This window comes from Photobacterium angustum, assembly GCF_002954615.1.
GTDB lineage: Bacteria > Pseudomonadota > Gammaproteobacteria > Enterobacterales > Vibrionaceae > Photobacterium > Photobacterium angustum_A.
The window spans coordinates 206,537-227,327 of record NZ_MSCJ01000003.1; the positions used below are offsets into that span (position 1 = coordinate 206,537).

Annotated in this window: 19 protein-coding genes; 13 read left to right on the forward strand and 6 right to left on the reverse strand. The window is 39.9% G+C overall.

All coding sequences use genetic code 11. The features are described from left to right. Positions 1 to 15 precede the first annotated feature (15 nt). From BTO08_RS15615 to BTO08_RS15635, 5 genes are read left to right on the forward strand one after another with little or no spacing between them, the layout of a single operon-like run. Positions 16 to 621 (forward strand): DUF3261 domain-containing protein, encoded by a 606-nt coding sequence (locus BTO08_RS15615; RefSeq protein WP_105061606.1) that lies wholly within the window; start codon positions 16 to 18, stop codon positions 619 to 621. Between the two features lie 40 nt (positions 622 to 661). Further along, positions 662 to 1,876: a beta-ketoacyl-[acyl-carrier-protein] synthase family protein gene (locus tag BTO08_RS15620; RefSeq protein WP_105061607.1), complete on the forward strand. Its 1,215-nt coding sequence runs from the start codon at positions 662 to 664 to the stop codon at positions 1,874 to 1,876. Continuing rightward, positions 1,869 to 2,345, forward strand: coding sequence for a hotdog family protein (locus BTO08_RS15625; RefSeq protein WP_105061608.1), 477 nt, complete (start codon positions 1,869 to 1,871; stop codon positions 2,343 to 2,345). Before BTO08_RS15620 ends, BTO08_RS15625 begins: the two co-directional genes overlap by 8 nt. After that, on the forward strand, positions 2,342 to 3,067 hold the full coding sequence (locus BTO08_RS15630) for a 3-ketoacyl-ACP reductase FabG2 (protein WP_045152507.1): 726 nt from the start codon (positions 2,342 to 2,344) through the stop codon (positions 3,065 to 3,067). The genes BTO08_RS15625 and BTO08_RS15630 overlap by 4 nt, the downstream gene beginning before the upstream one ends. Continuing rightward, a complete protein-coding gene (locus tag BTO08_RS15635; RefSeq protein ID WP_105061609.1) occupies positions 3,064 to 4,290 on the forward strand; it encodes a beta-ketoacyl-ACP synthase in 1,227 nt (408 codons plus the stop codon). Before BTO08_RS15630 ends, BTO08_RS15635 begins: the two co-directional genes overlap by 4 nt. 94 nt (positions 4,291 to 4,384) lie before the next feature. Here BTO08_RS15635 and BTO08_RS15640 read toward each other — a convergent pair whose 3' ends face one another. Next, positions 4,385 to 4,750 carry an STAS/SEC14 domain-containing protein gene (locus tag BTO08_RS15640; protein ID WP_105061610.1) on the reverse strand — a complete coding sequence of 122 codons (366 nt, stop codon included), beginning with the start codon at positions 4,748 to 4,750 and terminating at the stop codon, positions 4,385 to 4,387. 547 nt (positions 4,751 to 5,297) lie between these two features. Here BTO08_RS15640 and ectA point away from each other — a divergent pair. From ectA to BTO08_RS15655, 3 genes are read left to right on the forward strand one after another with little or no spacing between them, the layout of a single operon-like run. Continuing rightward, the gene (ectA, locus tag BTO08_RS15645; RefSeq protein WP_105061611.1) at positions 5,298 to 5,849 is read left to right on the forward strand and encodes a diaminobutyrate acetyltransferase; all 552 of its coding nucleotides are present in this window, start codon (positions 5,298 to 5,300) and stop codon (positions 5,847 to 5,849) included. 13 nt (positions 5,850 to 5,862) lie between these two features. Next, the gene (gene ectB, locus BTO08_RS15650; protein ID WP_105061612.1) at positions 5,863 to 7,128 is read left to right on the forward strand and encodes a diaminobutyrate--2-oxoglutarate transaminase; all 1,266 of its coding nucleotides are present in this window, start codon (positions 5,863 to 5,865) and stop codon (positions 7,126 to 7,128) included. Positions 7,129 to 7,142: 14 nt separating this feature from the next. Continuing rightward, entirely contained in the window at positions 7,143 to 7,529 is a 387-nt protein-coding gene (locus BTO08_RS15655; RefSeq protein WP_005366605.1) for an ectoine synthase, read from the forward strand. A gap of 107 nt (positions 7,530 to 7,636) precedes the next feature. Here BTO08_RS15655 and putP read toward each other — a convergent pair whose 3' ends face one another. The 5 genes from putP to BTO08_RS15680 all read right to left on the reverse strand — a co-directional run bounded on the left by putP (position 7,637) and on the right by BTO08_RS15680 (position 14,759). Continuing rightward, positions 7,637 to 9,133, reverse strand: coding sequence for a sodium/proline symporter PutP (putP, locus tag BTO08_RS15660; protein WP_105061613.1), 1,497 nt, complete (start codon positions 9,131 to 9,133; stop codon positions 7,637 to 7,639). Between the two features lie 69 nt (positions 9,134 to 9,202). Beyond that, on the reverse strand, positions 9,203 to 9,928 hold the full coding sequence (locus BTO08_RS15665) for an aldehyde dehydrogenase family protein (protein WP_198038487.1): 726 nt from the start codon (positions 9,926 to 9,928) through the stop codon (positions 9,203 to 9,205). Continuing rightward, on the reverse strand, positions 9,918 to 13,100 hold the full coding sequence (gene putA, locus BTO08_RS15670) for a bifunctional proline dehydrogenase/L-glutamate gamma-semialdehyde dehydrogenase PutA (RefSeq protein WP_105061614.1): 3,183 nt from the start codon (positions 13,098 to 13,100) through the stop codon (positions 9,918 to 9,920). The genes BTO08_RS15665 and putA overlap by 11 nt, the downstream gene beginning before the upstream one ends. Before the next feature lie 228 nt (positions 13,101 to 13,328). Continuing rightward, a complete protein-coding gene (locus tag BTO08_RS15675) occupies positions 13,329 to 14,075 on the reverse strand; it encodes a helix-turn-helix domain-containing protein (protein ID WP_105061615.1) in 747 nt (248 codons plus the stop codon). A gap of 123 nt (positions 14,076 to 14,198) precedes the next feature. After that, the gene (locus tag BTO08_RS15680) at positions 14,199 to 14,759 is read right to left on the reverse strand and encodes a hypothetical protein (protein WP_105061616.1); all 561 of its coding nucleotides are present in this window, start codon (positions 14,757 to 14,759) and stop codon (positions 14,199 to 14,201) included. A 774-nt stretch (positions 14,760 to 15,533) separates the two neighbouring features. Here BTO08_RS15680 and BTO08_RS15685 point away from each other — a divergent pair. Genes BTO08_RS15685 through BTO08_RS15705 form a run of 5 tightly spaced genes read left to right on the forward strand, consistent with a single transcriptional unit; the run spans position 15,534 to position 20,742 of the window. Beyond that, the gene (locus BTO08_RS15685; RefSeq protein WP_105061617.1) at positions 15,534 to 16,970 is read left to right on the forward strand and encodes an aldehyde dehydrogenase family protein; all 1,437 of its coding nucleotides are present in this window, start codon (positions 15,534 to 15,536) and stop codon (positions 16,968 to 16,970) included. A gap of 11 nt (positions 16,971 to 16,981) precedes the next feature. Continuing rightward, positions 16,982 to 17,905 (forward strand): acyl transferase, encoded by a 924-nt coding sequence (locus BTO08_RS15690; protein ID WP_105061618.1) that lies wholly within the window; start codon positions 16,982 to 16,984, stop codon positions 17,903 to 17,905. A 36-nt stretch (positions 17,906 to 17,941) separates the two neighbouring features. After that, positions 17,942 to 19,006, forward strand: a complete 1,065-nt coding sequence (locus BTO08_RS15695) for an alkanal monooxygenase (protein ID WP_105061619.1) — start codon at positions 17,942 to 17,944, stop codon at positions 19,004 to 19,006. 48 nt (positions 19,007 to 19,054) lie between these two features. Further along, a complete protein-coding gene (locus BTO08_RS15700; protein ID WP_105061620.1) occupies positions 19,055 to 20,032 on the forward strand; it encodes an alkanal monooxygenase in 978 nt (325 codons plus the stop codon). A 23-nt stretch (positions 20,033 to 20,055) separates the two neighbouring features. After that, positions 20,056 to 20,742 (forward strand): LLM class flavin-dependent oxidoreductase, encoded by a 687-nt coding sequence (locus BTO08_RS15705; protein WP_105061621.1) that lies wholly within the window; start codon positions 20,056 to 20,058, stop codon positions 20,740 to 20,742. The last annotated feature ends 49 nt before the right edge of the window (positions 20,743 to 20,791 follow it).

Genomic DNA, 20,791 nt, shown 5'->3' on the forward strand with positions numbered 1-20,791 from the left:
GTAAGGCAACAAGCTATGAAAAACATAAGAAAACGTACAAACAGTATGCTTACTTTATTAATAGCTAGCGTGATGTTAGTGGGATGTGCGAGTAAACCAATGGTGCAGCAAAACCAAGTTGAAATTGCACCTAACACGCTTGTGACCTTGCCGACGCCAGCTCAACTGGGTTACTCATTAACGGCGAGCCAATTAATCACCGCGACATGGAATAAACAAAGCCATCAACTGCCAGTCCAATTACAAGTTGATCCCAAACGTGTCGCTTTAGCTGGTTTTTCCTCGTGGGGAACACGTATTTTAAGTTTAGATTACCAAGATCAGAAAGTTGAGACGTACGTGATGCCGGGGCTAGGAGCAACATTACCCGATCCCAAACAAGTATTATTTAATATCATGATCACGCTGTGGCCAATCAATGCTTGGCAAGCCCCATTAGAGCAAGTAGGTTGGCAATTAAAACAAACACCAAACCATCGACAACTAATTGATAGTAAAGGTGATATAATCGCGGACATTGATTATAAAAATGTCAATCCTTTAAAAGGTGAGATTATCTTCACCCACCATCAACAGCACTATACGATTGACATTAAAACACTACAATCGACGCAAAAATAACGAACTCTCAGCCATCATTGAATAACCGAATACGAGCACTATGCAAAAGATAGCCGACAAACAGCCAATCTATATTCGAGGGTGTGGGTTTAACTCAGCGTTAGGCTGTAGTAACGACATTATCCACCAACGCTTACGTCAGGGAATGAGCCCTGACATGCAACCAGTTCAAGGCTGGCTAAATGACGGCTCTGATACTGTAATAGGTAAAGTATCATCACCATTCCCCACTATTGATGACAACGTTTTTCCGCATCAGAATACGGAAAATAATCGCTTAGTTTTATCTGCCTTACAGCAAATTGAAGCTGATATTCATGCCGCTATTACCCAGTATGGTCATGATCGTATTGCCGTCATTGTTGGAACAACCACATCAGGGATCAGCGATGGTGAACAAGCCTTAACCACCCAAAAAAACACCCAGAATTTTCCAACTGACTATCACTACCACCAGCAAGAGCCTTCTAATACTGGGCAATTTATCGCTGACTATTATCAGTTAAGCGGTCCTTGTTACACCTTATCAACCGCTTGCTCGTCTAGTGGCCGAGTGTTTTTATCTGCTAAGCGTATGTTAAAAGCAGGGTTAGTGGATGCCGTTATTGTGGGCGGCGCAGATACTCTATGTCGTTTAACGCTTAACGGTTTTCATGGTTTAGATTCACTCTCTAGCACGTTATGTAACCCCTTTAGTGAAAACCGTAACGGCATAAATATTGGTGAAGGTGCCGCTTTTATGTTGTTAGCTCGCTCACCTTATGAACACCAACCCGCTCCTCATATTGCGTTGCTCGGTATCGGTGATAGCTCTGATGCTCACCATATTTCAGCACCACACCCAGAAGGTACTGGTGCAGAAACGGCAATGCGAAAAGCCCTTAAAGATGCCAAACTTACCCCTGAAGATATTGGTTATATCAACGCTCATGGAACAGCAACCCCGTTAAATGATGCAATGGAAGCAAAAGCGATCTCACGAGTTTTCGGCAATCAAGTACCTGTGAGTTCAACCAAACCGTTAACAGGACACACGCTAGGTGCCGCTAGCGCAGTTGAAGCGGCCATTTGCTGGCATTTACTGCGTTACGACTTACCGCTACCAACACAAATTAATGATGGTGCTGTCGCAGACGATCTGCCAATCCAATTAGCACCTGCAAATACGGCATTCACTAAACCTGTCATGTTAAGTAACTCATTTGCATTTGGTGGTAACAACATCAGCCTTATTATTGGACGTACCGATGACTAATTGCCCTCCATTACATCAACTTTTACCCCATGAAGCACCGATGATCCTTGTTGATGATCTGATTGATGTGGGCGAAAAACATATCCATTGTCGTGTCGCGATCAGTCGCCATTGCCTCTACTTTGATTCAGAAACACAGTCGATCCCCGCTTATGTTGGGATCGAGTTTATGGCGCAAACCGTCGCTGGTTGGTCTGGTTTCCACGCATGGAAAAAAGGTGAAGATGCCCCCATTGGTTTTCTGCTAGGTTGCCGTCGCTACCACAGTGAATGTAGTGCATTTCAAGAACACGATATTTTAGACATTCATGCCGAACAAATTATGGAAAATAACGGTATGGCTGTTTTTGACTGCAAGATCATTTGTCATGAGCAAATCGTCGCAAGCAGTCAACTCAATGCCTTTGTTCCCTCAAAGTCACAATTAGAACAAATGCAACTAGATAACAATAATAGGAAAAACGCATGACTCAACACGTACTCGTAACAGGTGCCAGTAAGGGTATCGGTCGCGCAATTGCTATTCAGCTCGCTAAAGATGGTTTCACTATCGCCGTTCACTACATGAGTGATAAACCAGGCGCTGAAGCAACATTAGCCTCAATTACTGACGCTGGCGGTCAAGGTCGCCTTATTCAATTTGATATCAGTGATCGTCAGCAATGCCGCGAGCAACTTGAAGCCGATATCGCCGAGCATGGTGCTTATTACGGTGTCGTCAGTAACGCGGGGATCACCCGAGATACCGCCTTCCCAGCTATGACAGAGCAAGAATGGGATGGCGTGATCCATACTAACCTTGATAGCTTCTACAACGTGTTACACCCTTGCGTAATGCCTATGGTGCAAAAGCGTAAAGGCGGCCGTATTGTAACCTTAGCATCGGTTTCAGGGATCACCGGTAACCGCGGACAAACCAATTACAGTGCTGCAAAGGCGGGTGTGATTGGCGCAACTAAGTCATTAGCACTAGAGCTTGCAAAGCGTAAAATTACAGTTAACTGTGTCGCGCCAGGCCTGATTGATACCGGTATGGTCGATGAGCATGTAAAAGAGCACGCACTACCACAAGTGCCTCTTCGCCGTATGGGAGAGCCTGAAGAAGTAGCAGGACTGGTGAGTTACTTAATGTCTGATATTGCAGGCTATGTGACTCGCCAAGTGATTTCAGTAAACGGAGGTTTAGTATGAGTCGTCGTGTTGTTGTCACTGGCATGTCGGGTGTTACAGCCTTTGGTAACGATTGGGAACATATCGAACCTAAACTTCGAGCTTGTGAAAACGCCACTATTTATATGCAAGATTATGAGCTTTATGACGGCTTAAATACCAAACTTGCAGCCCCTATTGAAGATTTTACATTACCGAAGCATTACACCCGTAAAAAAATCCGTTCAATGGGACGTGTTTCTAAGCTATCGACACTGGCGACAGAAAATGCACTGACTCAAGCAGGGTTACTGGATAATGAGGTACTGACAAACGGTCAAACAGGGATTGCTTATGGCTCCTCAACCGGTAGTACGCCTGCAATCAGTGCATTTGGTGTAATGCTAAATGAGAAAAGTACCCGCGCTATCACCGCGACAACTTACGTTCAAATGATGCCACATACGACAGCTGTCAATGTCGGCTTATTTTTTGGATTACGTGGTCGTGTTATTCCCACAAGTAGTGCATGTACTTCAGGAAGCCAAGCAATTGGTTACGCCTATGAAGCGATTAAACACGGTTATCAAACAGTGATGGTTGCTGGTGGCGCAGAAGAGCTTTGCCCAACTGAGTCTGCGGTATTTGATACCCTGTTTGCAACGAGCCTTAAAAACGATGCGCCAAAATCAACGCCACGCCCTTATGATACGGATCGTGATGGCTTGGTAATTGGTGAAGGTGCTGGCACATTAGTGTTAGAAGAATACGAGCATGCCATCGCACGTGGCGCTAAGATCTATGCCGAAGTTGTAGGATTTGCGAGTAACTGTGATGCTGCCCATGTAACACAGCCACAAAAAGAAACCATGCAGCTTTGTATGGAGATGGCACTGCAACAGGCAAATTTATCGCCAAGTGAAATTAGCTACATTTCAGCACATGGTACTGCAACCGAAAAAGGTGATATTGCAGAAAGCCAAGCCACTGCGAGTATCTTTGGTAACAACACTCCAATTAGCTCTCTGAAAAGCTATTTAGGTCATACTCTTGGGGCCTGTGGTGCAATTGAAGCATGGCTAAGTTTAGAAATGATGCATGACGGCTGGTTTAGCCCAACGCTTAACCTTGAGAACGTTGATCCTGAATGTGGTGATTTAGACTACATTCGTGGCGAAGGCCGCAACCTTGATTGCCAATATATTATGAGCAACAACTTTGCGTTTGGTGGGATTAATACTTCAATTATTTTTAAGCGAATGTAATTCAAGACACTCTAACATTAACGTATCTATACCATTCTAAATAACCATGCTTGAATATTTTATCGCTTCTCAAGCATGGTTAATTTCAATCGCATTATTGCTGTTTTAAAAACGTAATTGCCTGATCTTTTTCTTCTGGCAGGAAGAACTTAATGTCTATTTTACGAAACAGCTTATCTTCCACTTTTACGATTTTTTCTATCCACTTTTTATCAGCAACAACAGCCACTTTCGCTATATGTGATATTCCTGAATGAAACAAATAACGCACTTCTTCTAGCAATGCTGAAAATTCAATCCCGTCAAAATTATCAATCTGCTCAAAAATAACAACTTTACCGTGTAATTCTGTTTTAGCCTGAGCATCCAACAATATACGTTTCATATCATCTTCAGTCACTTTGCCATCAATTGAAAAAGCCACCGCATTATCAATATCTAAGTTAATCATGGTTAACATTATAAGTTTCCTTAATCCATCAAGAAATAATGAAAATACTATGCGCTTTTTAAAAGAAAACGACAGTAATTAAAGAACGTAATTAAGGGAAATGAAATTTCATAAAGATCGTATATTCAATAGAACTATAAGTGTTAAATAGAATAATAAAGTTCCAATAAACACCTGAAAGTATATATCAATATATAAATTCACTAATGACGACATATAAATACCCATACCGCAACTGTGATTACTATTTATTTTTTACTTTCCCGTCAGTAAATAAGTACACAACTTTTCACACCAACGCCGAACTTAGCCACATCCGTACAATATAAAACTACATGCATAATGCTATTTTTAGGGGTGATAAGGCTCTTAATAAATACTTCAACCACCAAAACAATTTAGAGTTCTAATCACTTAACTTTCATCCATGTACATCTTATAATGAGATCATGCTCAAATAAATAACGTTTATTCAACTTTTATTCAAATAATTATCATCCCAATAGGTAATAATACCGATCAAATTATTTAGAGCTCAAAGGAATAGACTCTTAATATGGACATATCAACACCTTCGGTTGTCACTTCCGATACAGGTGAAGACCAGATACAAAAGTGGACTTTTTCAAAACCAACAGCTCATGATGGCGATGACGTTTTTAAGTTGATCGCAAACTGTCCCCCTCTTGATACCAATTCATCTTATTGTAATTTTCTTCAAACAACTCACTTTAGTAATACGTGTGTTATTGCAAAATATGATGGTGAAATAGCAGGTTTTATCTCTGGTTACCAAAAACCTAATCAGCCGAATACCTTATTTATATGGCAAGTTGCCGTTGCTCCTCAATTTCGAGGAAAAGGGCTCGCTTTTACCATGTTAGATAACCTGTTAAGTCGTGACTCTCTAAATAATATTAACGCTATAGAAACAACTATTACGGAAGAAAATAATGCTTCATGGGCGTTATTTAATAAACTCGATGCACGTAATAGTAACAGTGGCGAAGTCAGTACATATTTAGACAAGAATATACATTTTAAAGGTAAGCACGATACGGAATTGTTGTATCGCATCCCTTTAACTCAAATTAAACAGAAAGGATAATAACGGCCATATTATGGATATTTTTAAGAAGCAGGAATCTAAAGTTCGTTCTTACTCAAACAGTTTTCCCGTTGTTTTTACTAAAGCAAAAGGGAGTTGGCTTGAAACCGAACAAGGAGATCGTTACTTAGATTTTCTAGCCGGTGCTGGATCACTGAACTACGGCCATAATAACCCTATTTTTAAACAGGCTTTGCTCGACTATATCGAACAAGATGGGATCACTCACGGTTTAGATATGCACTCTACAGCAAAGGCTGATTTCCTTGAAGTATTAGAGCGTAATATTCTTGCTCCTCGTCAACTTAATTACGTTACCCAATTTACAGGCCCAACCGGCACTAATGCTGTAGAAGCGGCACTAAAACTTGCACGTAAAGTGAAAAAGCGTAGCTCTATTGTGGCTTTCACCAATGGTTTTCATGGTTGTACAGCCGGAGCGCTAGCTGCAACAGGCAATCAACATCACCGTCAAGGTGCTGGGACAAGTTTAAACAATGTTACTCGTATTCCATTTGAAGGTTATGCGGATATTGATGGCCTTAAATTATTTGAAACTATGCTGGCGGATAATTCAGCAGGTATGGACAAACCAGCCGCAGTCTTAATTGAAACAGTACAAGGGGAAGGCGGCTTAAACGTTGCGTCTAACCAGTGGTTACAACGATTAGAAAAAGTCTGTAAACAAAATGATATTTTATTGATTGTTGATGATATTCAAGCTGGCTGTGGTCGTACTGGTACCTTCTTTAGCTTTGAGCCGTCAGGTATTAAACCAGATATGGTTACTCTGTCTAAATCAATTGGTGGTTACGGCTTACCAATGGCAATCGTGCTATTCAAACCAGAGCTCGACATTTGGAATCCAGGTGAACATAACGGGACATTCCGTGGCAACAATCACGCATTCATTACTGCAACGAAAGCGCTTGAAACCTATTGGGCTGATGACCAACTAGAAAAACACGTTGCAGCATGCTCAAACATTATTGCTAACGTGATTGATAAGTGCCTACACGACCATCCTGATATGTTTGTGCAAAGAAAGGGTCGAGGCATGATGATTGGTATTGAGTGTAACGATGGCGATCTTTCTAGCCAAATCACCAAAACCTGTTTTGAAAATGGATTAGTGATTGAAACCGCAGGTCCTAACGATGAAGTCGTGAAGTTCTTTAGCCCATTAACCATTACAACGACAGAGCTTGAACAAGGCTTAGCAATTTTTGAAAATGTGGTTGAACACGTTGTTGCTAAAAACTTTAGAAAAGCATCGTAATTTAAGGACGAAAAATGATTGTTAGAACATTAGATGAATGCCGAGACAGTGAACGCCGTGTAGCTTCTGAAACTTGGGAAAGTGTTCGTATGCTACTAAAAGATGACAAGATGGGGTTTTCTTTTCACATCACGACAATCTTTGAGAACACTGAAACCCATATTCATTATCAAAATCACTTAGAGTCTGTTTACTGCATGAGTGGCGAAGGTGAAATTGAAGTTGTTGGTGGTGAAACGTACCCAATTAAACCTGGCACGCTATACATTCTTGATAAACACGATGAGCATTATTTACGTGCTTATAAAGACAAAGAAATGGTGATGGCGTGTGTGTTTAATCCGCCAATCACAGGCAAAGAAACACATGATGAAAACGGTGTATATCCACTCGTTGACTAAAACATTACGTGTATAACCAGTGTAACGAACACTGTCAGCGACAATAAAAAATCCCTGTAACAGCTTAAGCTAATACAGGGATTTTTATTGCGAAATATTAAGTGAGATTAATCGAATTCAATCAGATTTTTTTGATATTGCTGGTATTGCTGTTGTACCGCTTCTGACGGACGACCTGTTGCTTTACTCACAACCACAACCGCAGCAGTGGCAAAGATAAAGCCAGGAATAATCTCATATAAGTCAAACATCCCACCTGTTAATTGCTTCCATACCACAACGGTTACCGCACCTGTCACGATACCTGCAATCGCGCCATAACGGTTCATACCACTCCAGTACAGGCTTAATAGCAACACAGGGCCAAATGCCGCACCAAAACCTGCCCAAGCATAAGACACAAGACCTAATACAGAGCTATCGGGGTTTAATGCTAAAACGAAGGCAATGATTGATAATGCAATAACCGCAATACGCCCAACCATAACAATTTCGTTGCTTGAGGCTTGTGGACGAAATACTTGTTTATAGAAATCTTCAGCCAGTGCCGATGAAGAGACTAACAACTGAGAATCCGCAGTACTCATGATCGCCGCCAAAATTGCCGCTAATAAAATACCGGCCATCACGGGATGGAAAATCGCATTCACTAGCAACATGAATACTTTTTCACTATCTGCTAATTCACCACCAAGGTTACCATCAACATAAACAATACCTGTTAAACCAACTAGCAACGCACCAATCATCGACAGAGCCGTCCACACCACAGCGATACGACGTGCTGTACCGATGTCTTTATTGGAGCGTGTCGCTTTAAAACGCGCAAGAATATGAGGCTGGCCAAAGTAACCGAGTCCCCAACCTAATAGCGACAAGATAACCATAAATGATAATGGCTGACCTTTAATATCATGCCAGAACGTCAGTAATTCAGGGTTCTTGTTATGAAGCGTTTCCATTAACTGAACCGGATCGGCATTCATCGCTGTGATCGGCACAATAAGCAGTGCAGCTGACATCAATAGACCTTGCACTAAATCAGTCCAAGATACCGCAAGGAACCCCCCAAATAAGGTATAAGTTACAACGCACAAGGTGCCTATAAATAGCGCAAGTGTGTAATCTAACCCAAAGACGGTTTCAAATAATTTCCCGCCTGCCACTAAACCAGCACTGGTATAGAAAAGGAAAAAGAGCAAAATAAAGAAGGCGGAAATCGTTTGTATAAGCTTTGAATTATCATCAAATCGACGTGATAAAAACTCAGGTAAAGTCAGTGAGTTGTCTGCTGTTATGCTATAAGTACGCAGGCGTTTAGCACAGATCAGCCAGTTCAACCACGTCCCAAGTAATAGGCCACCAGCTAGCCATAATGACTCAAAACCTGCTAGATATGCGTATCCCGGTAATCCTAATAATAACCAGCCACTCATATCCGATGCTCCTGCAGATATCGCAGAAGGCCAAGGACCTAATGAACGCCCACCGAGAAAGTAATCACTTGAGCTCGATGTGCGTTTATAGGCGATATAACCAATCGCTAGCATCCCTAGTAGATACGCTACAAAGGTCGCTGTAATCGCGAAGTTATTTTCAATCATAAGTTGTACTTCCTTTTAAATGGCCTTTGTTCATGGCAAAGGCCTATTATCATGTTAAGCAAGGTCTGGTCAGTCGGTTTCTCCACAACCAAGCTCTAATAACGTTGCATTACCGCCAACGGCTGTAATATTGATGGTTCTGGTACGTTCAGTGATAAAGCGTAAACAGTAACTTGGGCTACCAATGACAGGGAGATCATCAAGATCGGTTTCCGCCACTAATTGCGCTAACTGTCCACTTCTCGCTGCTAATTGACGCGCCAAGCTCAACGCACGATCCGCTGTACCGCTATAAGCGACTGCTGCAATCTCTTCGATTTGAATTAATGCATCAAAGTCAGTGTCCTCAATAACACTAAGTACATTGGCAACACACCCTGCTTGCTCTAGTTGACTGAGAATGACACCAGTTTTTAAAGGATGATCAGGTGACAAACACAACATAACGCTGTTACCACACACCAATGCTGTGGCAATTTGAGCAATCACCACGTGGTTAGCCACATCATCGCTTGCAGTGACAACAAATACGCCGCGTCCAACACAATAAAGCGTGTTACTTTCACCTGTTGGCCCTGGCATTACTTGCATCTCAGCGACCATTTCCAGTGCATTGTTACACTGAAAATTCACCATCATCGCAGATTGATTATCTAGCGATTTTGCCCAGCGGCGTAGAATAGCGATTCGCGTTTCAAAGTCCAGATCATTCCATATAGAAGAAGCAAAAATGCTACTTTGTAGTGATTTTTGTACTTGCGGAGATAACGCCATTAACTGCGAATTATTTTTCATCGTTTGCTCCTTCCATCTCGCGTTGATGAGTGACGTTGATTGACGCAATCGTTGACTGCATAAAACGGTACAAATAATGAGGCCCACCCGCCTTTGGCCCTGTTCCTGATAACCCTCGACCACCAAAAGGCTGGACGCCAACAACGGCTCCCACTTGATCGCGGTTGATATAACAGTTACCAACTTTGGCACGTAACGCTATTTCACTATAGGTACGCTCATTTCGACTATGTATCCCCATCGTTAAACCAAATCCCGTTTGATTAATTTGATTAACGACTTGATCAATCTCGCTCGCCTTAAAACGCACAATATGAAGAATTGGGCCAAAGTGCTCTTGCTCTAATAGATCAATATGTTGAATTTCAATGGCCGTCGGTGGAACAAAATCGCCACTCGCACAACTTTCAGGTAACGGCGTTTGACAAATTAATCTCGCTTGGTTTTTTAACGATTCAATATGAGTAAGCAGCTTTTGTTTCGCAGCAAGATCAATGACAGGCCCCACATCGGTAGCATGTAATTGCGGATCCCCCACCTTAAGCTCAGCCATCGCCCCTTTGATCAAGGTGATCACACGTTCTGTAATATCTTGCTGAATAAAGAGCACGCGTAATGCTGAGCAACGTTGACCTGCAGAAGCAAACGCTGAACGTAATACATCACGTACGACTTGTTCCGGTAGTGCTGTACTATCAACGATCATTGCATTTTGACCGCCCGTTTCGGCAATGAATGGGACTGGCGCACAATCACGTGCCATTAATGTACGATTAATCAATTGCGCTGTGGGCGTTGAACCTGTGAAAGCGACACCAGCAACACGCTCATCTGACGTCAACTGATGGCCTATCTCACGACCCAATCCTGTTACTACTTGAATAACACCTTGTGGAAGACCAGTAAGCAGTAGTAATTCAATAGCACGACAAGCAATTAATGAGGTTTGCTCTGCAGGTTTCGCCACTACCGTATTACCTGCAACTAAAGCGGCACATACTTGACCTAAGAAAATGGCTAACGGGAAATTCCAAGGGCTAATACAAACAAAGACACCTCGTCCTTGATAGGTCATCTCTTGATCGACACCATCAAAGCTAGTGATGCGTTTAGGCTTATCAAAATTAGTCTGTGCTTGCTCGGCGTAATAACGGCAAAAATCCACCGCTTCACGAATTTCATCAATCGCATCGTGGATGGTTTTACCAGCTTCACGGTGACATAACGCCACTAATTCCGCTTGATGTAATTCAAGTTTATCGGCCAATAGCAATAAGTAATTTGCACGCTCGCTTGCTGAACGTTGTGACCAATTATCATAAGCGTCATGGGCAGATGCCATTGCTGTATCTACTTGTGATGATGTGGCATAGGTCAGCTCACCAACCACTTCCTCACGATCATAAGGTGCCGTCACGCAAACTCGCTCGGCAGCCAAAATAGGTGTCGGTTTTCCATTTAAAATAGGTGATGCTTTCCACTTCACCTTATCAAAGGCATGCACCGCCTGATGAAAAGGCTGCCACTGTGATTCAATATCAATATTGATACTTGATGAGTTTTTTCGTTCAGAGCCAAAAATATCTTTCGGTAATGGGATCAAGCTATTATTCAATGTCTTACGTTGCTTAAGCACATCAACCGGATGTTGTGTGAGATCGGAAATTGGACAATTAGCATCAACCAAGCGATGAACAAACGAACTATTGGCACCATTTTCTAATAAACGACGAACAAGGTATGGCAGTAAGTCTTTATGACTTCCTACAGGTGCATAAATACGTACCTGTGTTTTATGCATATCCATCACATGGTTATATAACGCATCCCCCATGCCATGCAGGCGTTGGAATTCAAAGCAAGGATGCTTCGCCATCGCGACAATAGCACTTATCGTGTGAGCATTATGAGTAGCAAATTGTGGGTAGATCAGCCCTTTTAGCGGCTCTGATAGTAGAAACCTCGCACAGGCTAAATAAGAGCTGTCTGTCGCTTCTTTACGAGTAAAAACAGGGTAACCATTAAAGCCTGCTTGTTGACAAAGTTTCAGTTCACTGTCCCAATAAGCACCTTTTACTAATCGAAGTGGGATCACATCACCTTGTTGTTTTGAAAGAGCTGCAAGCCACGCTAATACCGGTAAAGCACGTTTCGAATACGCTTGTACAACTAAACCAAACCGCCCCCAACCTTTCACTTCTTTTGCGCGATACAACTTTTCAAACAGTTTTAATGACAATTCCAATCTGTCTGCTTCTTCAGCATCAATCGTGATCCCAACGTTATGCTCGCGGGCAAAAATTAATAACTCAAGTACAGAATGGTACATTTCCTCTAACACACGCGTTTCATTAGCGACTTCGTAACGAGGGTGCAATGCTGATAGCTTAATGGATACGGTAGGATCTGATGATTGACTAGCCGATTGAGCTGAAATGGCACTATTGACCTTCCCTACCGCTTTAATTGCCGTAAGGTAGTCATTGTAATATTTTTCGGCATCTTGAGCGGTTAGTGCCGCTTCACCTAGCATGTCGAATGAATAAGTAAACCCTTGCTCTCGTTTAGGTTTGCCGTTTTTCATCGCTTCAGATATATCTCGCCCTAGAACAAATTGGTGCCCCATGATTTTCATCGCTTGGTGCATAGCTTGTCTGATCATTGGCTCTGACATTTTATTAACCAAGCGGTTAATTACATTCGTTGGTGTACCGTCTTGTTTGGCATCTAACGTTACTACTTTCCCTGTTAGCATGAGCCCCCATGTTGAGGCATTCACAAACAACGAATCAGAATTTTTAAGATGAGATTTCCAATCAGCAACACTTAATTTATCACGAATAAGGGCATCGGCAGTAGCGGGATCAGGAATACGCATCAGTGCTTCAGCCAAGCACATTAATAAAATCCCTTCTTTGGTTTCTAGGCTGTATTCCAATAACAGTGCGTCAATCATTTGAACCGCATTTTTATCCGCACGAACACGAGCAATAAGCTCACTAGCCTGCACAGCACTATGCGCGCGCTCTTCGTCAGTAGGTTCTGCTAAGGGTAGCAACTGGGTTAACCACTCAGACTCATCAACAGCATACAGTGGTGAAATTAATGCCCATAATTGAGCTAAAGGCTTCTCTATAAAGGAAGAATGGAGTACATCAACGGCTTTAAACATCAGGTTTCCTCTATGGCATGTCAGTGAGATGATAATAAACAACACTGTCATGTTACTAATCTGTTATTGCCTGTAGATATTATGGATAAAATTTTATCGCGTCTTATGAATTCCTACGGGATGCTTTATTTTTTCTCCAGCAATGAATAATACGAGATCTCGCACATAAAAAAGCGCTATATAGTTAAACCATATAGCGCGATATTACTGCTAAGTGCTTCCTATAACTTATTGAAGGAAGAACTGATATCGTATCGGGGATGTCCCGTATAGACGGCGAAAAGCTTGACTAAAACTGCTTTGACTTGAGAATCCGCATAATTGTGCAACTTCCGATAACGGTTTTTGAGTTTCTGCAATCAATTGCCTTGCTAACTCTAATCGTTTTCGCAATACATATTGATGTGGCGTTATCCCCATTTGCTTTCTAAATAAGACATAAAATTGGCTTTGTGCTAAAAAAGCAATGCTAGATAGATCAGCCACTGAGATCTTCTTCTGAATATTCTGCTGGATATAACTATCAATAAGCGTCATATTTAGACGTGTTACTTTTTTCTCATCAAAACGCATTAAGCTTCGCTTAATTAAGCACTGTAAGGTGTTACTGATCGATTGCGATAACACACTATCATGAGCATGTTCTTTTAATTCCATCGCTAACAATGAAATAAGCTGATGAGTACGTGCATCTAAGCTGAAATTGCCATTACTGAACTGTTCCACATCAGCCATTGATTTCAATGGAGGTAAATTCATCACTAAAACTCGGTTATTAGGCCCGCCACAAAAACCATGGTTAACATTGGCATTAATTCGGCATCCCATACCAGAAGAAAGACAAAGTGAACTATCGTCTATCGACAATTCACTTTGCCCCATTAGCCCTATAATAATCTGAGGATAATCATGATGATGGTATATTTTTGATTCGTCTAACGTTTCGACATGAAATGTTGGTATTTTTTTTTCCATACACCACCTCCTTTTTATACTTCACAAAGTATGTGGTACCTATATACTGCGCCAACTGCTTCAAAATAAAACAAATAAGCGCATCAACATAATGCGCTCATATTTAATAGCAGAATTTAATCACTACCACTCATTTAACGTTTCAACGTTCACTTTCACGTCTTTTTTTAACATCGCAAGGTTAGTGTTGGCTAATAAATCACGAGGGTAATGCAATGTAATAACACCGTTTGACATATCAGTGATCGGTGAAGAAATGCCATCGATACCAATGTCGTCTTGTACTGTTAAGTTTTCAGATAATGCTTTAGGAATATCAATAAATACTGAAAAACCCTCTTCATTCTCTTCTACCCCAGTCACCAATGCAGTGCTTTTAATGTTCCCTGTTAATCCGCCACGACCAACCACTTCACCAAATTTAGGGTGGATCTCAAGATTTACCTGATCACCTTCCTTTAAGCTCTCAAATGTTGTTGTACCCAATGCTTGGTCAATATCAAAGTACACTGTATCGTTTAAAATACGTACTACCGTCAAGGAGCAACCATTTACTAACATTACAGTATCTATGTCAACAAGTTGCAATATACCCTCAGGGAATATAATTCCGTGTCGTTGACTATCTTCACTTTTTGAAATGGATTTAATAACACCACAACCTTGAACAATACCTCTAAACATCAACGTCTCCTTTTCTAGACTTTTATTTTTTCTAGATGTATACCAACAGATTCATCAAGAGTTTAGTAATTTAAGATTAAAACACAAATAATTGCATAATATTTTTTTAAAAAAATCACAAAAATTCAAATTTGTAAATATAAGTCACACACTTGTATTAATTATAAATAAACAATAATATCAAATGGGGGAAATTCAATATATCCTATTTATTTAACGACCTATACCTTACACATTTAAATATCAGAGCACGATAACCCCCCCCCAAACACAAACACAAACACAAACACAACTTAAACAACAAAAAAACAACAAGTTAAGAACTTAATTGAGACAATGAAAACCAGTATTAAATGGCGATAAATTGCTTTTTCATTTACTTGTAGCAATATTCCCCCACCATTAATTAATAAAACCATAATTAAACAAAAATAAAATAACTTTTAACTCATTAAAAATCGGAGTAAAAATAAAAAAAATAAAATTTAAAAAATAAAAATATAAATATAAAACACTCACAAATCCATTCGTTAAAATATTAAAAACCAAAAAAAACACCAAAAAAATATGACAAAAAAGCTAGACATACTAAGTCTAAATATGAGGAAGTAAAAATAATCATTATTAAATTGTGAGCATAATCTCGGATTATGAAAAACAAAAAATAATTAACTTACATGATAATAAATATTCTTTTAGCCTTGCGGTATTCCCAAGGACGATATCAACATCCCCAAAAGGAATATACTTTAACGCTATGTTAACGGAGATTGCATGATTAAGAAGATCCCATTGATTATTGGAGGCGAAGTTCGAGACACGTCAGAACATGAAGTCCGCGAACTTACGCTTAACAATAACACCGTCAATGTACCTATCATTACAGACATTGATGCTGAGGCGATCACCTCACTAGAAATAGAAAATAGTTTAAATATCAACCAGATAGTTAACTTCTTGTATACTGTAGGGCAAAAGTGGAAGAGTGAGAACTACAACCGTCGACTGACTTATATTCGCGATCTAGTAAAGTTCATGGGCTACTCTCCTGAGATGGCAAAACTAGAAGCGAACTGGATTTCGATGATCCTATGTAGCAAAAGTGCGCTGTATGACATTGTTGAAAATGATCTCAGTTCTCGCCATATCGTTGATGAATGGCTTCCCCAAGGAGATTGCTATGTCAAGGCGTTGCCAAAAGGCAAGTCTATCCATTTATTAGCGGGTAACGTTCCGCTGTCAGGTGTGACATCTATCCTTCGCGCTATTCTAACTAAAAACGAATGCATCATTAAAACATCATCTGCAGATCCATTTACCGCAACCGCACTGGCTTCAAGTTTCATTGATGCCGATGCCGACCACCCAATTACTCGATCAATGTCGATCATGTATTGGTCACATAGTGAAGATATCACTATCCCAAAAAAAATCATGAGCTGCGCAGATGTGGTTGTGGCTTGGGGTGGCAACGATGCAATTAAATGGGCAACCAAGCATACCCCAGCACACGTTGATATTCTTAAATTTGGTCCAAAGAAAAGTATTTCTATTGTTGATAACCCAACAGATATTAAAGCGGCTGCCATTGGTGTTGCTCACGACATCTGTGTTTATGATCAACAAGCTTGTTTCTCTACCCAAGATATCTATTACATGGGTAACAATATCGATACTTTTTTTGCAGAGCTAACTCAGCAATTAAACATCTATAAAGACATACTGCCCAAAGGTGATCAATCTTTCGATGAAAAGGGCGCATTTTCTTTAACAGAAAGAGAATGTTTATTTGCCAAATATAAAGTGCAAAAAGGTGAAGAGCAGGCTTGGTTATTAACGCAATCTCCAGCGGGTTCATTCGGTAATCAACCATTATCTCGCTCTGCGTATATTCATCACGTGAAAGATATTTCGGAAATTACCCCCTATCTTCAAAATAATGTCACCCAAACAGTTTCAATTACGCCATGGGAAGCATCATTTAAATATAGAGATACATTAGCGGCACATGGTGCGGAACGTATTATTGAATCAGGTATGAATAATATATTTCGAGTTGGTGGCGCACATGATGGTATGCGTCCACTTCAGCGTCTCGTTAAATATATTTCACATGAAAGACCATCAACTTATACCACTAAAGATGTCGCTGTCAAAATAGAACAAACACGTTACCTAGAAGAAGATAAATTCCTCGTTTTTGTACCATAAAGAGAAATATTATGAACAATACTCAAACCTCAGCTCCTATTGATCACGTTATCAGCCTAGATGATAATCGCCACATCCGAGTATGGGAAACGCCACCTAAAAATCAAGAGGTTAAGCGTAACAATACGATTGTTATTGCAGCAGGTTTTGCCCGTCGAATGGATCATTTTGCTGGCCTTGCTGAATATTTAGCAAATAATGGTTTTCATGTTATTCGTTATGATTCATTAAATCATGTTGGCTTAAGTAGTGGTGAAATTAATCAGTTTTCTATGTCTGTTGGTAAACAAAGTTTATTAACAGTCGTTGATTGGCTAAAAGATCGTGGTATTAATGAAATTGGACTGATTGCTTCAAGTCTTTCTGCTCGTATTGCCTATGATGTTGCTGCTGAGATTAAATTATCATTCCTAATCACAGCAGTGGGTGTTGTTAATTTAAGAAGCACACTTGAGAAAGCACTTGATTATGATTATCTACAGATGGAAATTAATGATATCCCTGAAGATTTAAATTTCGAAGGTTATAACTTAGGCTCAAAAGTCTTTGTGACTGACTGTTTTGATAATAGTTGGGATACATTAGATTCAACGGTAAATAAAACTAAAGATCTAGATATTCCTTTTATTGCCTTTGTTTCAAATGGCGATGATTGGGTCTGCAAAGAAGAAGTGAAACACTTAATCGGAAATATCAACTCAGATAAAACCAAAATTTACTCATTAATTGGTTCATCGCATGATTTAGGTGAGAACCTGATCGTCCTACGTAATTTCTACCAATCGGTAACGAAAGCCGCAATAGGCTTAGACAGTGAAGTACTCGATTTAGTAGACGATATTAGTGAGCCAAACTTTGAAGATCTCACCATTATTACAGTTAATGAACGTCGTTTAAAAAATAAAATTGAAAACGAAATGTTCGCTAACGCTTAAACCAATACATATTTAATTCATTAAAAGGAAAAGATAATGAAATTTGGCAATATTTGTTTCTCATACCAGCCACCAGGTGAATCTCATAAAGACGTCATGGATCGTTTTGTTCGACTTGGCGTTGCTTCAGAAGAATTAAACTTCGATACCTTTTGGACGCTTGAACACCACTTCACTGAATTTGGTCTAACCGGTAACCTATATGTAGCTTGTGCCAATATTCTTGGCCGTACCAAAAAACTTAACGTTGGTACCATGGGTATCGTACTTCCAACAGCTCACCCTGCGCGTCAAATGGAAGATCTAATGCTACTGGATCAAATGTCAAAAGGTCGTTTTAATTTTGGCGTAGTGCGTGGTTTATACCATAAAGATTTTCGGGTATTCGGTGTTACGATGGAAGACTCCCGTTCGATCACTGAAGATTTCCATAAAATGATCATGGACGGCTCAAAATCAGGCGTTTTACACACTGATGGTAAAAATATTGAATTCCAAGATGTAAATGTCTATCCAGAAGCCTACTCAGACAAAATCCCTACTTGTATGACTGCCGAATCTGCCGCGACAACAACGTGGTTAGCAGAACGTGGTTTGCCTATGGTGCTAAGTTGGATCATCACGACCAGCGAGAAAAAAGCACAGATGGAACTGTACAATGAAATTGCAACTGAACATGGCCACGATATTAAGAATATCGACCACAGTATGACCTTCATCTGTTCTGTTAATGACGATCAAGAAAAAGCAGAAAGTGTATGTCGTGACTTCTTATCAAACTGGTATGACTCATACACAAATGCGACAAATATCTTTAAAGACAGTAACCAAACTCGTGGTTATGACTACCACAAAGGCCAATGGCGTGACTTTGTACTACAAGGCCATACCGATAGCCGCCGTCGTCTTGATTACAGTAATAACCTTAACCCTGTTGGCACACCTGAAAAATGTATTGAAATCATGCAACGCGATATTGATGCAACAGGGATTAAAAATATTACCCTTGGTTTTGAAGCAAACGGTTCAGAGCAAGAAATCATTGCTTCTATGGAACGCTTTATGACACAAGTGGCGCCATACCTAAAAGATCCGAAATAAACCACTAGATTTAACATCTTGAATTAAATGATAAATAAGGAAAATAACATGAATTTTGGATTATTCTTTCTAAACTTTCAGCTTAAAGGTATGACATCTGAAGACGTACTCGACAACATGATCGATACTGTTGCATTGGTCGATAAAGACGAGTATCACTTCAATACCGCTTTCATTAACGAACACCATTTTTCTAAAAACGGTATCGTAGGTGCTCCTATCACGGCAGCAAGCTTTTTACTCGGTTTAACTGAACGCCTTCATATTGGTTCATTGAATCAAGTGATCACCACTCACCACCCAGTCCGTATTGCAGAAGAAGCTAGCTTACTTGATCAAATGTCAGATGGGCGTTTTATTCTTGGGTTAAGTGATTGTGTTAGTGATTTCGAGATGGACTTCTTTAAACGCCAACGAGACAGCCAACAACAACAATTCGAAGCCTGTTACGAAATTCTAAATGACGGTATCACTACCAACTACTGTTATGCGAATAATGACTTTTATAACTTCCCAAAAATCTCTATCAACCCACACTGTATTAGTAAAGAAAACCTAAAACAGTATATTTTAGCGACCAGCATGGGCGTGGTGGAATGGGCTGCGAAAAAAGGGTTACCACTGACTTACCGCTGGAGTGATACGCTGGCAGAAAAAGAAAATTACTATCAACGTTATTTAACTGTCGCCGCTGAAAATAATGTCGACATTACTCATGTTGATCACCAATTCCCATTACTTGTTAACATTAATCCGGATCGTGATATTGCTAAACAAGAAATGCGTGACTATATCCGTGGTTATATTGCTGAAGCTTACCCAAATACAGATCAAGAAGAAAAAATTGAAGAGCTAATTAAGCAACATGCGGTTGGTACAGAAGATGAATATTATGAATCATCTAAATATGCTTTAGAAAAAACAGGTTCAAAGAATGTATTGCTATCTTTTGAATCAATGAAAAATAAAGCCGCTGTCATCGACCTTATTAATATGGTTAATGAAAAAATCAAGAAAAATCTATAATAATAAATAACAGGATAATAAAAATGACAAAATGGAATTATGGCGTCTTCTTCCTTAATTTTTACCATGTAGGACAGCAAGAGCCATCATTAACCATGAGCAATGCGTTAGAAACATTACGTATTATAGATGAAGATACATCTATCTATGATGTTGTTGCATTTAGCGAACACCACATAGATAAAAGCTACAATGATGAAACGAAATTAGCGCCATTTGTTAGCCTTGGCAAACAAATTCATGTTTTAGCCACCAGCCCTGAAACGGTTGTAAAAGCGGCTAAATATGGGATGCCACTACTGTTTAAATGGGATGATAGTCAACAAAAGCGTATCGAATTATTAAACCATTACCAAGCAGCTGCGGCTAAATTTAATGTCGATATTGTAGGTGTTCGTCATCGATTAATGTTATTTGTCAATGTTAATGACAACCCAACGCAAGCCAAAGCTGAGCTTAGCATTTACTTAGAAGATTACCTCTCTTACACCCAAGCAGAAACATCCATTGATGAAATCATCAATAGCAATGCTGCAGGTAACTTCGATACGTGTTTACATCACGTTGCTGAAATGGCTCAAGGTTTAAATAATAAAGTCGATTTCTTATTTTGCTTTGAATCGATGAAAGATCAAGAGAATAAAAAATCACTAATGATTAACTTTGATAAACGCGTTATTAATTATAGAAAAGAACACAACCTTAACTAATTCAGTTAAGTCAATTTAAATTAAAACTTCGTCAATCATTGTCATTATT

Coding starts and splice junctions, on each gene's coding strand:
- BTO08_RS15615 (WP_105061606.1), top strand. CDS start 16: ATGAAAAACATAAGAAAACGTACAAACAGTATGCTTACTTTATTAATA.
- BTO08_RS15620 (WP_105061607.1), top strand. CDS start 662: ATGCAAAAGATAGCCGACAAACAGCCAATCTATATTCGAGGGTGTGGG.
- BTO08_RS15625 (WP_105061608.1), top strand. CDS start 1,869: ATGACTAATTGCCCTCCATTACATCAACTTTTACCCCATGAAGCACCG.
- BTO08_RS15630 (WP_045152507.1), top strand. CDS start 2,342: ATGACTCAACACGTACTCGTAACAGGTGCCAGTAAGGGTATCGGTCGC.
- BTO08_RS15635 (WP_105061609.1), top strand. CDS start 3,064: ATGAGTCGTCGTGTTGTTGTCACTGGCATGTCGGGTGTTACAGCCTTT.
- BTO08_RS15640 (WP_105061610.1), bottom strand. CDS start 4,750: ATGTTAACCATGATTAACTTAGATATTGATAATGCGGTGGCTTTTTCA.
- ectA (WP_105061611.1), top strand. CDS start 5,298: ATGGACATATCAACACCTTCGGTTGTCACTTCCGATACAGGTGAAGAC.
- ectB (WP_105061612.1), top strand. CDS start 5,863: ATGGATATTTTTAAGAAGCAGGAATCTAAAGTTCGTTCTTACTCAAAC.
- BTO08_RS15655 (WP_005366605.1), top strand. CDS start 7,143: ATGATTGTTAGAACATTAGATGAATGCCGAGACAGTGAACGCCGTGTA.
- putP (WP_105061613.1), bottom strand. CDS start 9,133: ATGATTGAAAATAACTTCGCGATTACAGCGACCTTTGTAGCGTATCTA.
- BTO08_RS15665 (WP_198038487.1), bottom strand. CDS start 9,928: ATGAAAAATAATTCGCAGTTAATGGCGTTATCTCCGCAAGTACAAAAA.
- putA (WP_105061614.1), bottom strand. CDS start 13,100: ATGTTTAAAGCCGTTGATGTACTCCATTCTTCCTTTATAGAGAAGCCT.
- BTO08_RS15675 (WP_105061615.1), bottom strand. CDS start 14,075: ATGGAAAAAAAAATACCAACATTTCATGTCGAAACGTTAGACGAATCA.
- BTO08_RS15680 (WP_105061616.1), bottom strand. CDS start 14,759: ATGTTTAGAGGTATTGTTCAAGGTTGTGGTGTTATTAAATCCATTTCA.
- BTO08_RS15685 (WP_105061617.1), top strand. CDS start 15,534: ATGATTAAGAAGATCCCATTGATTATTGGAGGCGAAGTTCGAGACACG.
- BTO08_RS15690 (WP_105061618.1), top strand. CDS start 16,982: ATGAACAATACTCAAACCTCAGCTCCTATTGATCACGTTATCAGCCTA.
- BTO08_RS15695 (WP_105061619.1), top strand. CDS start 17,942: ATGAAATTTGGCAATATTTGTTTCTCATACCAGCCACCAGGTGAATCT.
- BTO08_RS15700 (WP_105061620.1), top strand. CDS start 19,055: ATGAATTTTGGATTATTCTTTCTAAACTTTCAGCTTAAAGGTATGACA.
- BTO08_RS15705 (WP_105061621.1), top strand. CDS start 20,056: ATGACAAAATGGAATTATGGCGTCTTCTTCCTTAATTTTTACCATGTA.